Annotated in this window: 12 protein-coding genes and 1 riboswitch; of the genes, 7 read left to right on the top strand and 5 right to left on the bottom strand. The window is 70.3% G+C overall.

Translation table 11 applies throughout. The annotated features are described in order from the left end of the window. Positions 1-4 precede the first annotated feature (4 nt). The 3 genes from BWO91_RS06750 to BWO91_RS06760 all read right to left on the bottom strand — a co-directional run bounded on the left by BWO91_RS06750 (position 5) and on the right by BWO91_RS06760 (position 5,314). On the bottom strand, positions 5-3,280 hold the full coding sequence (locus BWO91_RS06750; protein WP_079001966.1) for a BTAD domain-containing putative transcriptional regulator: 3,276 nt from the start codon (positions 3,278-3,280) through the stop codon (positions 5-7). A 101-nt stretch (positions 3,281-3,381) separates the two neighbouring features. Next, the gene (locus tag BWO91_RS06755) at positions 3,382-3,873 is read right to left on the bottom strand and encodes a CoA-binding protein (RefSeq protein WP_430929548.1); all 492 of its coding nucleotides are present in this window, start codon (positions 3,871-3,873) and stop codon (positions 3,382-3,384) included. 151 nt (positions 3,874-4,024) lie between these two features. Then, positions 4,025-5,314 (bottom strand): O-acetylhomoserine aminocarboxypropyltransferase/cysteine synthase family protein, encoded by a 1,290-nt coding sequence (locus BWO91_RS06760; protein ID WP_071261122.1) that lies wholly within the window; start codon positions 5,312-5,314, stop codon positions 4,025-4,027. A 108-nt stretch (positions 5,315-5,422) separates the two neighbouring features. After that, positions 5,423-5,486: riboswitch (guanidine-III (ykkC-III) riboswitch) on the top strand. A gap of 14 nt (positions 5,487-5,500) precedes the next feature. On the opposite strand from BWO91_RS06760, the gene BWO91_RS06765 reads away from it, so the two are divergent. After that, positions 5,501-5,824: a DMT family transporter gene (locus tag BWO91_RS06765; protein ID WP_079003866.1), complete on the top strand. Its 324-nt coding sequence runs from the start codon at positions 5,501-5,503 to the stop codon at positions 5,822-5,824. A 28-nt stretch (positions 5,825-5,852) separates the two neighbouring features. On the opposite strand, the gene BWO91_RS06770 is transcribed toward BWO91_RS06765, so the two are convergent. After that, positions 5,853-6,872, bottom strand: a complete 1,020-nt coding sequence (locus BWO91_RS06770; protein WP_071261120.1) for a YeiH family protein — start codon at positions 6,870-6,872, stop codon at positions 5,853-5,855. 13 nt (positions 6,873-6,885) lie between these two features. Next, positions 6,886-8,412 carry a dolichyl-phosphate-mannose--protein mannosyltransferase gene (locus tag BWO91_RS06775; RefSeq protein WP_079003867.1) on the bottom strand — a complete coding sequence of 509 codons (1,527 nt, stop codon included), beginning with the start codon at positions 8,410-8,412 and terminating at the stop codon, positions 6,886-6,888. Positions 8,413-8,516: 104 nt separating this feature from the next. Between BWO91_RS06775 and rsmI the strand changes: the two genes are divergently transcribed. The 6 genes from rsmI to BWO91_RS06805 all read left to right on the top strand — a co-directional run bounded on the left by rsmI (position 8,517) and on the right by BWO91_RS06805 (position 14,881). Next, positions 8,517-9,374 carry a 16S rRNA (cytidine(1402)-2'-O)-methyltransferase gene (gene rsmI / locus BWO91_RS06780; RefSeq protein WP_079001970.1) on the top strand — a complete coding sequence of 286 codons (858 nt, stop codon included), beginning with the start codon at positions 8,517-8,519 and terminating at the stop codon, positions 9,372-9,374. A gap of 41 nt (positions 9,375-9,415) precedes the next feature. Further along, positions 9,416-10,996, top strand: coding sequence for a methionine--tRNA ligase (gene metG / locus BWO91_RS06785; protein WP_079001972.1), 1,581 nt, complete (start codon positions 9,416-9,418; stop codon positions 10,994-10,996). Further along, positions 10,993-11,898 carry a TatD family hydrolase gene (locus BWO91_RS06790; RefSeq protein WP_079001974.1) on the top strand — a complete coding sequence of 302 codons (906 nt, stop codon included), beginning with the start codon at positions 10,993-10,995 and terminating at the stop codon, positions 11,896-11,898. The genes metG and BWO91_RS06790 overlap by 4 nt, the downstream gene beginning before the upstream one ends. A gap of 75 nt (positions 11,899-11,973) precedes the next feature. Next, a complete protein-coding gene (gene rsmA, locus BWO91_RS06795) occupies positions 11,974-12,825 on the top strand; it encodes a 16S rRNA (adenine(1518)-N(6)/adenine(1519)-N(6))-dimethyltransferase RsmA (RefSeq protein ID WP_071261112.1) in 852 nt (283 codons plus the stop codon). A gap of 9 nt (positions 12,826-12,834) precedes the next feature. After that, positions 12,835-13,902, top strand: a complete 1,068-nt coding sequence (gene mgrA, locus BWO91_RS06800) for an L-glyceraldehyde 3-phosphate reductase (RefSeq protein WP_064296494.1) — start codon at positions 12,835-12,837, stop codon at positions 13,900-13,902. A 40-nt stretch (positions 13,903-13,942) separates the two neighbouring features. Next, on the top strand, positions 13,943-14,881 hold the full coding sequence (locus BWO91_RS06805) for a 4-(cytidine 5'-diphospho)-2-C-methyl-D-erythritol kinase (protein WP_064296493.1): 939 nt from the start codon (positions 13,943-13,945) through the stop codon (positions 14,879-14,881). The last annotated feature ends 17 nt before the right edge of the window (positions 14,882-14,898 follow it).

Here is a 14,898-nt window from a genome sequence, read left to right on the forward strand (position 1 = left end):
CCGATCAGCGCGCCGCCAGGGCGGGACTGCCGAGCAGTTCGAACGCCCTGGCGGCGCTCTCGTGCGCCTGCAGGGGGAGGGTCCGCTCGGCGAGGCGGTCGCGCTCGGTCGCCGTGAGGCGCGCCGCCGCTGCTGCCTCGTGTGGTGTGCGGACGAGCGATGGGATGTCCTGACGGGAGGCGAGCGCACTGGCGAGCGCGACGAGCTCGGCGCCGACCAATCGCACTTCGTCGTCGTCCGAGCGGACGTACCAGGCGCCGAGGGCGACGACGGTGGAACCGAGCACCGGTCGGTCGAACCGGTTCGGGAGGAGGCGTCCCAGCGCGAGGGTGCGGGTGCGGACCCGCCGCACGAGACGCTGGACCTCGGTGGCGTCCGGGACGCCGTCCAGCACGGCGGCGGCGATCGCGGCGGAGCCGACGAGGGTGAACCACGGCGATCGTCGCGACTCACCCGGAGCGAACGCGACGAGCGCCTTCCCGTAGAGCTCGGCTCCCCGTGCGGCGTCGCCCTGGGCCCGTGCGATCTCGGCGAGACCGGCCCAGCCGATCGACCGGCGTTCGGGGAGCGGGGCGAACGCGGAGAACGAGACGTCGTCCGAGAGGAACCGGTCGAGCACGGTGGCGGCGGCGGCGTGGTCACCACGGGCGATGTCGCCGATCGCGATCAGCCACTCGAGTTGACGGAGGTCCGCCTCGGCACCGATCGCGGTCAGCCCCTCGGCAGCGCGGGCCGCCCAGATGAGCGCCTCCTCCGGCTCGTCGTTCTGGCTGTGCAGTTGGGCGAGCATGTGCGCACTCATGGCGGCGCCCCAGACATCTCCGAGCGTGAGCGAGAGGTCGTTCGCGCGCAGGGCGGCCGCTTCGGCGGCGGGGGGGTCGCCGTCGTTCTCCGCCGCCTGTGCCGACATGAGGTTTCCGAGGTTCGCGACGTGCGGGTCGGTCGACCGGGAGTACTCGCGGAGGAGGGCCTCCGCGCGTTCGGGGCGACCCGCGACCAGCAACAGGCTGACCATCGCGCGCATCCGTGGGGCCTGTGTCGTCCGCGCCCGTTCGAGTCGGCGGAGGACGCCGATCGCCCGCGCGGACGTGCGGGGATCGGTGGCGAGGGACGTCACGGTGATGATGGCGACGGCGATGGCGGGGGTGTCGGTCGACACCGACTCCGGGTCCTGGTGGCGGAGCACGTCGAGGACGGCCGCACCGAAGACCAGGACCTCCTGATGCGCGCTGCGGATCGTCCAGAAGAGGGCGAGTGCTGCGAAGACCGGGGCGACGACATCGGCGCGATCCTCGGCGACGGCCCCGCGGAGCACGTCCACCAGGGTGTCCTGTTCGACGGCGAGGCGCGCGAACGCCGCCACCTGTCGAGGCCCTTGCATGGCGGGGAGGAGCGTCTCGGCGAGTGCGACCGCCCATGTCCGCGTGCGGTCGAGTACGAGGTCGTCCTCGTGCGCCTCGGCGGACTTGATCGCGCCGAACTCGCGGACCGTCTCCAGCATCCGGAATCGGACGGTCCCGGTGGCCGGGTCGTCCTGCACGGTGAGCAACGACTGGCCGACGAGCGCGTCGAGCGCCTCCACGACCTCGACCTCAGGCGCGAGCGCCGCCACCGCCTCCAGATCGAAGCCGTCGGGGAACCTGGACATGCGACGGAGGACGACACGTTCGTGCTCGCCCAGGAGGTTCCAACTCCAGTCGATGACGGCGAGCAGGGTGCGGTGGCGCTCAGGAGCACTGCGATCACCGGCGGTCAGCAGGGTGAAGCGGTTCCCGAGTCGTCGCTCGATCTCCTCGACCGACATGGATCTGGTGCGCGCCGCCGCGAGTTCGATCGCCAGCGGGAGGCCGTCGAGTTTCGCGCACAGACGCGCCGCGACGTCGAGTGGCACATGGAGACCCGGACGGGCTGCGCGGGCACGCTCGACGAACAGCCGCACCGCCGGGCCCGCGTGTTCGAGGTCGGTGCCGTCCACGGCGGCGTCCAGCGGGTCGAGCTGGTAGACGTGCTCGGCGGCGATCGACAACGGGCTCCGACTCGTCGCGAGGACGCGGAGGTCGCCGGCCCAGGCCAGCGCATCGGCGATCCAGCGTGCCGCCGCGTCCACGAGGTGCTCGCAGTTGTCCATCACGAGCAGCGTCGGCCGTTCCGAGAGTCGGTCGATGATGCGCTCGCGCAGTTCGACCGGTTGCACCATGATCGCTTCGCTCAGCCGACGCGGGGTCGGGGCCTCGCGGATGCCGAGTGCGGTCGCGACCGCGAGTGGCAGATCGTCCGGGTCCCGCACGCTCGCCAGTTCCACCACGACGACGCCGGGTGTGGTCGTGGTGGCACGTCGGGCGACCTCCTGGGCGAGTCGGGTCTTCCCGAGGCCACCGGGGCCGAGGATCGTGGTCAGGCGGACCTCGGACACGAGCGTGCCGATCGCGTCGAGGTCGGTGTCGCGACCGAGGAGTTCGTTCGGCGCCGTCCGGAGCCCGAGCACCATGCTGGAGACCCGGGTGGTCACCGGAGTGGCCACCGGCGGAGGCGCCTCGACGGCGTCCTGCAGGAGCGCCGTGTGCGCCGCGACCAGTGCCGACGTCGGGTCGGCACCGAGTTCGTCGCGGAGCCGGTGACGGTGATCGGCGAAGAGCTGCATCGCGTCGGAGCGACGTCCGCTCTGCGCGTAGGCGTTGAAGAGCATCAGCTGGGTGGCGTCGTCGAGCGGGTCGGCGGCGACGAGCGTCTCGAGGTCGGTGATCACGGCCGCGCCGTCGCCGAGCTCGAGGCGGCTCTGAGCACGCACCCGACGCAGCTCGTCGCGGAGTCGCGCCGCGCGGTGCGCCAGCTCCTCGCCGATCGGACCGTCCAGTTCAGCGCCGGGATCACCCGTCCAGAGGAGGAGCGCGTCCCGGGCGAGCATGTCGGCGGTGTCCGGGTCTGCGGCGCGGATGGCCGTCGACGCCGCATCGGCCGCCCGCGCGGCGACGTGGAGGTCGACCAGGGGCTGGTCGACCGACAGTCGATAGCCGGCGGCCGAGGAGTCGATGAGGTCGGGTGCCGACACGGCGCGCACCCGTGAGACCAGGGTCTGCAGTGCAGCTTTCGCACCCGCGGGCGGTGCGTCGTCCCACAGCTCGTCGATGAGGGCGGCCGTCGACACGGCGCGCCCGTCCGCGAGCACCAGGATCGTCACCAGCGCTTTGGCGAGCCGGCCACCGGGTTGGACGAGCCGGCCGGTGCGTCCCTCGACGAGCACCGGCCCCAGGACGGTCACTCGGAGGTTCGACGCAGGCACGTCACGAGTGTATCCAGGGCCGTATCCCGTACCACCGAGCCGTCCCCGGTCACTGAGCCTGTCGGAGTGCGACCTGCCGACGAGTTCAGGGAACCGAGGCGTCAGCGCAGGGTCTTGCGGGCGGTGATCTGGCCGGTGTCGAAGCCGAGCAGGTGGAGTCCACCGTGGAACCGGGCGTGCTCCACCTTGATGCAGCGGTCCATCACGACGTTCAGGCCCTTCGACTCTCCGTACTCGGCTGCCTCCTGGTTCCAGATGCCGAGCTGCACCCAGACGGTCGGAGCTCCGACGGCGACGACCTCGTCGATGACCTGGGGGATGTCGCTCGCCTTGCGGAAGACGTCGACGATGTCGGGTACCTCCGGCAGGGAGGCGAGGTCGGGGTAGGCGGGCTGTCCGAGGATTTCCGTAGCGTTCGGGTTCACGAAGTAGATCCTGAAGTCGCTCGACTGCTGGAGGTAGGTGCCCACGAAGTACGAGGAACGCGCCGGGTTCGGGGAGGCGCCGACGATCGCGACGGACTTCGCCTCGCGGAGGAGCTTCAGACGGGACTTCGCGTCGGGGCCCGCCCAGGTGCGCTGCGAACGCAGCAGCTTCGCGAGCGGCGAATCGGCGGGCAGCGCGCAGGTGAGGCCGTTGGTGAGCCGGACCGTCTCGGTCGTGTCCTGGTCGGTCACGGTCGCGTCCACACCGTTCACGGTCGCGCCCTCACCGGTCACTGAGCTTGTCGAAGTGCTCATGCCACTACTCCTTCACCGCGGCGGCGAGCGCCTGGTCGAGGTCGTAGATGATGTCGTCCGGGTCCTCGATGCCCACGCTCAGCCGGACGATACCCGGCAGCACACCGGCGTCGACGAGCTGCTGGTCGGAGAGCTGCGCGTGCGTCGTCGATGCGGGGTGGATGATGAGCGTCTTCGCGTCGCCGATGTTCGCCAGGTGGCTCGCGAGGTCGACGGACTCGATGAGCTTCTGGCCGACCTGACGGCCACCCTTCACCTCGAAGCTGAAGACCGAGCCCGGCCCCTTCGGCAGGTACTTGTCCGCGCGCTCGTGGTGCGGGTGATCCGGGAGTCCGGCCCAGTTGACGGCGGCGATGCGCGGGTCGGCGTCGAGCCACTCGGCGACGATCCGCGCGTTGTCGACGTGGGCCTGGATCCGGAACGGCAGCGTCTCGACCCCCTGGGCGAGGAGGAAGGCCGAGTGCGGTGCGAGCGCCGGACCGATGTCGCGGAGCTGCTCGGCGCGCAGCCGGGTGAGGAAGGCGTACTCGCCGAAGTTGCCCGACCACTGCAGGCCGCCGTAGCTCGGGACGGGTTGGCCGAACAGGGGGAACTTGTCGGTGTTCCAGTCGAAGCGCCCGCTCTCGACGACGACGCCACCGAGGGTCGTGCCGTGGCCGCCGAGGAACTTGGTGGCCGAGTGCGTGACGATGTCGGCACCCCACTCGATCGGGCGGTTGAGGTAGGGCGTCGCGATGGTCGAGTCGATGATCAGCGGAATGCCGTGTGCGTGCGCCACGTCCGCGAGGCCCTCGATGTCGGCGATCTCACCCGAGGGGTTTGCGACCGTCTCGGCGAAGACGAGCTTCGTGTTCTCCTGGATGGCGGCGGCGTAGTCGGCGGCGTCGGAGGACTGCACGAAGGTGGTCTCGATACCGAACCGGCGGAGGGTGACGTCGAGCTGCGTGATCGAGCCGCCGTAGAGGTTGGCCGAGGCGACGATGTGGTCGCCCTGTCCGGCCAGCGAGGCGAAGGTGATGTACTGCGCGGCGAGACCGGAGGCGGTCGCGACGGCACCGAGGCCGCCCTCGAGGCTGGCGATGCGCTCCTCGAAGCTCGCGACCGTCGGGTTGGCGAGGCGGGAGTAGATGTTCCCGTACTTCTGCAGGGCGAAGCGGGCGGCGGCGTCGGCGGTGTCGTCGAAGACGAAGGCGCTCGACTGGTAGATGGGCAGCGCCCGTGCGCCGGTCACCTGGTCGGGGATGTTGCCCGCGTGGATCGCACGCGTGCGGAAGCCATACTCACGATCTGCCATGCGTTCACGCTACCGGAGCACCGTCGAGCGCTTCACCGTGCTGCAACATTGCGTCGCATTCGACCGCACTGCACAGGGCCTGCCCAGGGCGTCGGCGTATCGTGTGGGGCACAGCCCTGATCGGGCTGCCGGACGAGGGCGCAGTACCCGGAACGCGACAAGACTGACCACTTGGGAGTGATCGTCATGTCGTGGATCGTACTCATCGCGTCCGGTGTCCTGGAAGCCGTCTGGGCCACCGCGCTCGGCAAGTCCGAGGGCTTCACGAAGCTCTGGCCGACCGTGACGTTCGCGGGGGCGCTCGTGCTCAGCATGGCCGGACTCGCCTGGGCCATGCGCGACATCCCGGTCGGCACCGCCTACGCGGTCTGGGTCGGGATCGGCGCAGCGCTCACCGTCGGCTACGCCATGACCTTCGGTGGCGAGCAGCTGTCGGTGGTCAAGGTGCTCCTCATCCTCGGGCTCATCGGCTGCGTCATCGGCCTGAAGATCGTGGGCGGCGAGCACTAGTCACGCTGGTCGGACACGCACGCCTGCCTCAGGCCAGGTGCACCGCTCCGAGCGCGAGCACCGCGATGAGGAGCCAGGAGACGAGCCCGACGACGAGCGCGCGCCACCCGGTGGTGACGAGTGTGCGGACGCGGATCGCGGCACCGAGCGCGAAGAGCGCCATCGCCAGCAGTGCGGTCTGCACGCCGTCGGCGAGGTCGAGGACGAGCTCGGGCACCGGGAGCAGGGTTCGGACGAGCACCGCGGCGATGAAGCCCGCCACGAAGAGCGGGACGATCGGCGGTCGGGCTGCGGTCGCGGTTCCGTCGGTGTCGACCTGCGCACCGGCGCCGGCCGACACCGCCAGGAGTCGGCGGCGTTCGATCGTCGCGGCGGCGGCGACCATGGGGGCGAGGAGTACGACGCGGGTGAGCTTGACGACGACGGCGATCGCGAGTGCGCTCGTGCCGGCGATCTGGGCGGTCGCGACGACCTGACCCACGTCGTGCACACTCGCCCCCACCCAGTGGCCGAACTGCTCGTCGCTGAGACCGAGGGGGCCGCGGAGTGCAGGGAGGACGAAGATCGCGAGGGTCCCGCAGAGCGTGACGAGCGCGACAGGCGTCGCCTGCTCCTCGTCCTTCGCCTTCACGACACCGCTCATCGCGCCGATCGCGGAGGCGCCGCAGATGGAGAAGCCCGTGGCGATGAGGAGCGGTTCGGGGCCCGCGAGCCCGAGCCTCCGGCCGAGCCAGAGGGTGACGAAGAAGGTGACGACGACGATCGCCACCGTGGTGGCGAGCGTGACCCACCCCAGGCCGGCGATGTCGACGAGGCTCAGCTTCAGCCCCAGCAGGACGACACCGATCCGCATGAACCGCTTCGCGCTCATCCCGAGTCCCGGCTTCAGGACGCCCGCCGCGAGCCGCTGGAACGGCGGCAGCTGGCCCACCACCATGCCGAGCAGGACGCTCGCGGTCAGGAGCGGGACGACCGGCAGGAGGGTGTGGAGGCCCAGGGCGGCGAGCGCCGCGGCACCGGCGGCGAGCACCCCGGGGAGCGCCTTCATCGTCGTCCTCCCGTCACACCCATGACGGCAACCAGGCGTGCAGGTGCCAGAACCAGTAGGGCACGGTGATCGCGGTCCAGAGCGGATACCAGAAGATGCTCAACAGCGTCGTGATGGTCACGAACACCCCGATGACGCCGACGCCGGCGAACCGTCGTTCCTCCGGGTCGTCGCGGGACCCGAGGATCTTCCCGATCGCGAAGACGAGGGCCAGGATGAGGTACGGCTCGAAGACGATCGTGTAGAACTGGAACACCGTCCGGTTCAGGTAGAGCAGCCAGGGCAGGTACCCTGCTGCGACTCCGAGGACGATGAGCCCGACCTGCCACTCGCGGTACCGGACGAGCCGGTAGACGCAGTACCCGAGCGCGACGGCGGCGCCCCACCAGATGAGCGGGTTGCCGATCGAGGTGATCGCGGAGGAGCAGGCGTCCCACGCGCAGCCGTCGGTCCCGGTGGCGGGGGACTGGTAGTACATGCTCGTCGGCCGGATCATGAGCAGCCAGCCGAGCGGGTTCGCGGCGTAGGGGTGCGGGGTGCTGAGGCCGACGTGGAAGCTGTAGGCGCTCTGGTGGTAGTGGAGGAGGCTCTGGAACCAGTGGGGGACCCACGCGAAGGTGCCGGTCCACGCGTTCCCCACCGCGTCCGCCCATTGGCGGTCGTACCCGCCGGACGTCCTGATCCACCCGGTCCAGCTGGCGAGGTACACCACGGCGGCCACGGGGACGAGGGTCACGAAGGACACGGGGCCCTGTTTGAGGACCGCCGCGCTCGCCCACAGGCTGAGGCCCAGTCGGCGTCGGAGCAGGAGATCCGTGACGATCACGTACACGCCGAACGCGGCGAGGAAGTACAGTCCGTTCCATTTGACCGCGGTGGCCGCGCCGAACGCGACCCCTGCGGCGAGCAGCCACGGCCGCCACCAGAGGACGGGACCCCAGGCCGGATCGGCGCCCCTCGCCCGGGCTGACGCGACCTTCGCCGCCAGGCGTGACGCGTGCCACGACCGGTCCAACAGGATCGCGCCGAACCCCGCCAGCACGAAGAACATGACGAAGTTGTCGAGCAGCGAGACCCGGGCCATGACGATCGCGTGCCCGTCGATCGCGAACAGGAACCCGGCCAGGACGGCGAGGATCGAGGAAGTGAACAACCGCTTGGCGATGAGCGTGACGAGCAGGACCGCGAGCGTTCCGGCGATCACGGTGGAGATGCGCCACCCGGTGCTGTCGTCGATGCCGAACACGGCGATGCCGAGCGCGATCAGCCATTTGCCGAGCGGTGGGTGCACGACGTAGGAGGGGTTCGTGCTCGGGCTGCCCGCGTCGCCGTTCGCGAAGCCCTCGTCCGCCCCGTCCGGCCAGGTGCTCTCGTAGCCGTTCAGCCACAGCGACCACGAGTCCTTCACGTAGAAGGTCTCGTCGAAGACGAGCGAGTGCGGGTGACCGAGGTTCCAGAACCGCAGCACGAACGCGAGGAGCGTCACGGCGGCCGGGCCGCCCCAGATCCAGAGCTTCCTGCGGCGTTCGGTGCGAAGCATCCGCTCCCACCATCGGTCGAGGCGGGATCCCGTCTCAGGGGCTTTCACGAGATCGACCGACACCGTCTCATCTAACCACCCCGACCGGATGGGAGACTGGTCCGGTGATCATCCTCGGAGCGACCCCCATCGGCAACCTCGGCGATGCGTCGCCACGACTCCGGGAGGCGCTGGCCGCGGCTGAGGTCATCGTCGCCGAGGACACCAGGACGGCCATCCACCTGCTGCGCGCCCTCGGTGTGGAATCGCGGCCGCGGCTCATCGCCATGCACGACCACAACGAGCGCGAACGTGCGGCCGAGATCGTCGAACTGGCCCGCGAGACCGACGTCCTCGTGCTCAGCGACGCCGGCATGCCGACCGTGTCCGACCCCGGCTTCCACCTCGTCGACGCGGCGGCGGCCGCAGACGTCCAGGTCACCGCGATCCCCGGGCCGTCGGCGGTGGTGACGGCGCTCGCCGTGTCCGGTCTCGCGACGGACCGCTTCACCTTCGAGGGGTTCCTCCCGCGGAAGCCGGGCGACCGGCGCAGCAGCCTCCGAGCGCTCGCGACCGAGCCGCGCACGATGGTGTTCTTCGAGTCGCCCAACCGACTGGCCTCCTCCCTCGAGGACATCGCCTCCGTGCTCGGTGCCGATCGTCGCGTGGCGGTGTGCCGTGAGCTCACCAAGCTGTTCGAGGAGGTCAAGCGGGGGACGGCCGCTGAACTGGCCGAGTGGGCGTCCGGCGGTGTGAAGGGCGAGATCTGCATCGTCATCGCCGGTGCGGAGGCCGTCGAAGCCGATCCGGCCACCGCGCTCGAGCAGGTGCTCGCGCTCGTGGCCTCGGGCACGCGCCTGAAGGACGCTTCGAACGAGGTCGCCGAGGCCACCGGTCTCTCGAAGCGCGACCTGTACCAGGCGGCTCTCGCAGCCCGGCCCCCGAAGGCGTCGCCGGACGCGAGGGTGCGTCCCGCACCGTAACAGGCACGGTGGCGGCGCCCGCTCGTCCTAGGATTGACCCCATGGCCGACGGCACCTCGTTCTACATCACCACGCCCATCTTCTACGTCAACGACGCCCCGCACATCGGGCACGCCTACACGGAGGTGGCCGCGGACGTCCTCGCGCGCTGGCACCGTCAGGCCGGCGACCGCACCTGGTTCCTGACCGGGACCGACGAGCACGGCCAGAAGATCCTGCGCACGGCGACCGCGAACGGCGTGACGCCGAAGGAGTGGGCCGACAAGCTCGTCAGCGAGTCCTGGTATCCGCTGCTCGACACGATCGACATCTCGAATGACGACTTCATCCGCACGACGGACGTGCGGCACGAGCAGAACGTCCAGCTCTTCCTCCAGCGTCTGTACGACGCCGGCTTCATCTACACCGGTGAGTTCGAGGGGTACTACTGCGTCGGCTGTGAGGAGTACAAGCAGGAGAGCGACCTCGTGCAGGGCACCGGCGAGTACGTCGGGCAGCTCGTGTGCGCGATCCACTCGAAGCCGGTCGAACTGCTCCAGGAGAGCAACTACTTCTTCCGCATGAGCGACTTCGCCGAGCGCCTGCTGGCCCTCTACGAGGAGCGACCGGAGTTCGTGCAGCCGGAGTCGGCGCGCAACGAGGTCATCCAGTTCGTGCGCCAGGGGCTCAAGGACCTGTCCATCTCCCGCTCGACCTTCGACTGGGGCATCAAGGTCCCGTGGGACGAGAGCCACGTCGTCTACGTGTGGTTCGACGCCCTGCTCAACTACATCACCGCCGCCGGGTACGGCTCCGACGAGGAGGCGTTCGCCGAGCGCTGGCCCGCCACGCAGATCGTCGGCAAGGACATCCTGCGGTTCCACGCGGTCATCTGGCCGGCCATGCTCATGGCCGCCGGGCTCGAGGTGCCGAAGCGGGTCTTCGGTCACGGCTGGCTGCTCGTCGGCGGCGAGAAGATGTCGAAGTCGAAGCTCACCGGTATCGCACCGAGTGAGATCACCGACACCTTCGGCTCCGACGCGTTCCGCTACTACTTCATGCGCGCCATCGCCTTCGGGCAGGACGGTTCGTTCAGCTGGGAGGACCTCTCCGCGCGGTACCAGGCGGAGCTCGCGAACGGCTTCGGCAACCTCGCGTCGCGCGTGCTCGCCATGGTGACGCGGTACTTCGACGGCGTCGTGCCGGCGAGTGGCCCTGCCGAACCGGCCGACGTGGCCATTCAGGAGACGGTCGCCCGGGCTGCTGCGGACGCCGACGCCGCGATCGAGCGCCTCGCCATCCAGGACGCGCTCGCTGCCATCTGGCGGATCGTCGACGAGCTGAACGGCTACATCACCGAGCAGGAGCCGTGGGCGCTCGCGAAGGACGAGGCCAAGCGGGAGCGGCTCGGCACCGTGCTCGCCACGGCGGTCGAGGGCCTGCGCGCCCTGTCGGTCCTGCTCCACCCCTTCGTCCCGAAGGCGACCACCAAGCTGTGGTCCGCCCTCGGCGCCGAAGCCGCCCTCGGCGAGCTCGGGGCACAGCGCATCGGCGATGTCGGCACCTGGGGGCAGCTGCCCGCGGGCACCTCGGTGGCAGGGCTCGAGCCCCTGTTCCCGCGGATCGAGGCCGTCGCCGAATGAGCGGGGGCGTCGCGCCGGATCCGGCCGCCACACCGCACCTGCGGCAGCGCGAAGCGGGGGAGCGGAAGCAGCTGAGCTACCCCGAGGCACCTGCGGCGCTGCCGGTCGCGGTCTACGACAACCACACGCACCTCGAGCACGCCGACGGCGACGCCCCGCTGACCCCGTCGGAGCACTTGGACCGCGCGGGCTCCGTCGGGGTCCGAGGCATCGTGCAGGTCGGCACCGACGTCGAGACCTCCCGTTGGTCGGCTGCGATCGCCGCTCGTGACCCCCGTGTGCTCGCGGCGGTCGCGATCCATCCCAACGACGCGCCGGACCTCGACCGCGCGGGCACCCTGGACGAGGCGCTGGCCGAGATCGACCGTCTGGCGGCGGAGCCTCGCGTCCGCGCCGTCGGCGAGACCGGCCTCGACTTCTTCCGCACCGAGGAGGACGGCCGAGCGGCGCAGTTCGCGTCGTTCGAAGCGCACATCGCCATCGCGAAGCGCCACGGTGTCGCGCTGCAGATCCACGATCGCGACGCCCACGACGAGGTCGTCGAGACGCTCCTGCGGGTGGGCGCCCCGGAACGCACCGTCTTCCACTGTTTCTCGGGCGGCCCGGAGCTCGCCCAGCTGTGCGCCGAGCACGGCTGGTACGCCTCCTTCGCCGGGACGGTGACGTTCAAGAACGCCGCACCGCTGCGTGAGGCGCTCGCGATCATGCCCCGCGAGTTGATCATGGTCGAGACCGACGCGCCCTACCTCACGCCCGCCCCGTTCCGCGGTCGGCCGAACGCGCCGTACCTCCTCCCGTACACGGTGCGCGGCATGGCCGAGCACCTGGGTGAGGACGTCGCAGCGTTCGCGACGCAGCTCGCGACGAACACCGAGCGCGTCTACGGCTCCTGGGCCGACTGAGCGACTGAGCCCGTCGCCGAGCCGCGCGCCCGTCGCCCGACGAGGACCGGCTCCCCGATCAGGGATACTGGAGGGATGACCGCCTCCGTCGCCCTGCTCGGCCCCGCCGAGATCCGAGATCTCGCCACCCTGCTGGACGTGACGCCGACGAAGAAGCTCGGTCAGAACTTCGTCATCGACGCGAACACCGTCCGCAAGATCGTGTCGGTCGCGCACGTCGCTCCGGGCGACGTCGTCGTCGAGATCGGCCCCGGCCTCGGCTCGTTGACCCTCGGCCTGCTCGAGGCCGACGCGAGCGTCGTCGCCGTCGAGATCGACGGTCGGCTCGCCAAGCAGCTGCCGCTCACCGTGGGGGAGATGGCACCGGGCATGATCGACCGGTTGTCGGTCGTCCACGAGGACGCGATGCGCATCGAGGAACTCCCCGCGCAGCCCAACCGACTCGTCGCCAACCTGCCGTACAACATCTCCGTTCCCGTCCTCCTGCACTTCCTGGAGCACTTCACCTCGCTGACGGCCGGTGTCGTCATGGTGCAGGCCGAGGTCGGCTACCGACTCGCCGCGGTCCCCGGCAGCAAGGTCTACGGCGCCCCGAGCGCGAAGGCCGCCTGGTACGGCGCGTGGCGCATCGCCGGCCAGGTGAGCCGCCAGGTGTTCTGGCCCATCCCGAACGTCGACTCCGTGCTCGTCGGATTCGAGCGACGCAGCGACGTCATCGGCACCGAGGAGGAGCGTGTCAAGACCTTCGCGCTCATCGACGCGGCGTTCCAGCAGCGTCGCAAGATGCTCCGGCAGGCACTCGGGAGCGTCCTCGGCAGCTCCCAGGCCGCGACGGAGCAGATGGAGGCCGCCGGGGTGAAGCCGACGGCGCGCGGCGAGGAGCTCACGGTCCACGACTTCCTGTCGATCGTGCGTGCGGGACGATAACGTTGGCGCATGACCGCTGATGCTCGATTCCCGCTGAACGTCCCCGACATCCACCGCCCGTACGCTGCGGCGGACGACCGCTACGCGCGGAACGACTACCGCCAGGTCGGCACCTCGGGCCTCTTTCTCCCGCCGATCTCGCTCGGCCTCTGGTACAACTTCGGCGACAACCGGCCGTTCGACGGGCAGCGCGCGCTGCTGCGCCACGCGTTCGACCACGGCATCACCCACTTCGACCTCGCGAACAACTACGGCCCGCCCTATGGTTCCGCCGAGACGAACTTCGGTCGCATGATGCGCGAGGACTTCGGTCCGTACCGCAACGAGCTCATCATCTCCTCGAAGGCCGGCTACGACTTCTGGCCAGGCCCGTACGGCAACTTCGGTTCGAAGAAGTACCTGACCGCGAGCCTCGACGAATCGCTCGAGCGGATGGGTCTCGACTACGTCGACATCTTCTACTCGCACCGGGTCGACGAGGTCACGCCCATCGAGGAGACCGTGGGCGCGCTCGACGCGATCGTGCGCTCCGGCAAGGCCCTGTACGTCGGCATCTCCTCGTACTCGGCCGAGCGGACCGCCGCCGCGCACGCCGTCGCTCGCGAGCTCGGCACGCCGCTCGTGATCCACCAGCCGTCGTACTCGATCCTCAACCGCTGGGTCGAGGACGGCCTCACCGAGGTGCTGACCGAGACCGGCCTCGGCGCGATCGCCTTCGTGCCGCTCGCGCAGGGCCTGCTCACCGACAAGTACCTCGGCGACGGCCCGGCCGAACGCGCGACGAACCGTCCCTCCCTGCCCGACCGCCAGGTGAGCGAGGAGATGGCGACCCGCCTCCGGTCCCTCAACGACATCGCCGTGGAGCGTGGGCAGACCCTCGCGCAGATGTCGCTCGCCTGGGTCCTCAACAACCCCGCGATCACCTCCGCCCTCATCGGCGCCTCCCGCCCCGAGCAGCTCGACGAGAACCTGGCGGCGCTCGACGGCCCCGCGTTCACGACCGAGGAGCTCGAGGAGATCGACCGACTCGCGGAGGGCGCCGACGTCAACATCTGGGCGGACTCCTCCGACAAGTGACGCGGTCTGAGGCGCCTGCTCGATCGACTAACTTGGAACAATGACCACCGAGGCCATCCTCAAGCACGTCCACGTGCGAGCACCGGGGAAGATCAACGTCTTCCTCAAAGTCGGCGAAGTGATGGACGACGGCTACCACGACGTCGCGACCGCGTACCAGGCGATCTCCTTGTACGAGGACGTGCACGCGTACCCGGCCGACGACTTCAGCGTGTCGTTCTCCGGCTCGGTGGACGTGTCGGGTGTGCCGACCGACACGAGCAACCTCGCCATCCGCGCCGCGAAGGCCCTCGCGCGCCGGACGGGGTACCGCGGCGGTGTCCGGCTCGAGATCGAGAAGCACGTCCCGGTCGCCGGCGGGATGGGCGGCGGCTCAGCCGACGCGGCGGCCACGCTGCTCGCCTGTGACGCCCTCTGGGGGACCGAACGCAGCCGCGACGACCTCCTGGCGCTGGCGGCGCGCCTCGGCGCGGACGTTCCCTTCGCGCTGCTCGGCGGCACCGCGGTCGGCACCGGCCGCGGCGACCAACTGAGCAGTGCGTTGGCCAAGGGGCAGTTCGAGTGGGTGCTCGCCCTCGCCGACTTCGGGATGTCGACCCCGCAGGTCTACCAGGAGCTCGACGCCCACCGGGCACGGCACATCCTCGACATCTCGCCGTCCGGTCGTCAGCCGACGGTCGACGCCGCGGTGCTCCAGGCATTGCGGGCGGGCGACGCCCACCTCCTCGGCGAGGTCCTCTACAACGACCTGCAGGCCGCCGCGCTGCAGCTGCGCCCGGTGCTGGGCGAGGTGCTCGAGTTCGGCGACTCCCAGGGCGCCCTCGGCAGCCTCGTCTCCGGCTCCGGGCCGACGATCGCCTTCCTGGCGGCCGACACCGACGACGCCGTCGAACTGCAGGTGACGCTCGCCTCGTCCGGGCTGAAGGTCATCCGAGCCCACGGGCCGGTCCACGGCGCCCGCATCGTCTCGCAGAGCTGAGACACGGCCCGCACGAA

Source organism: Plantibacter flavus, from assembly GCF_002024505.1.
GTDB lineage: Bacteria > Actinomycetota > Actinomycetes > Actinomycetales > Microbacteriaceae > Plantibacter > Plantibacter flavus_A.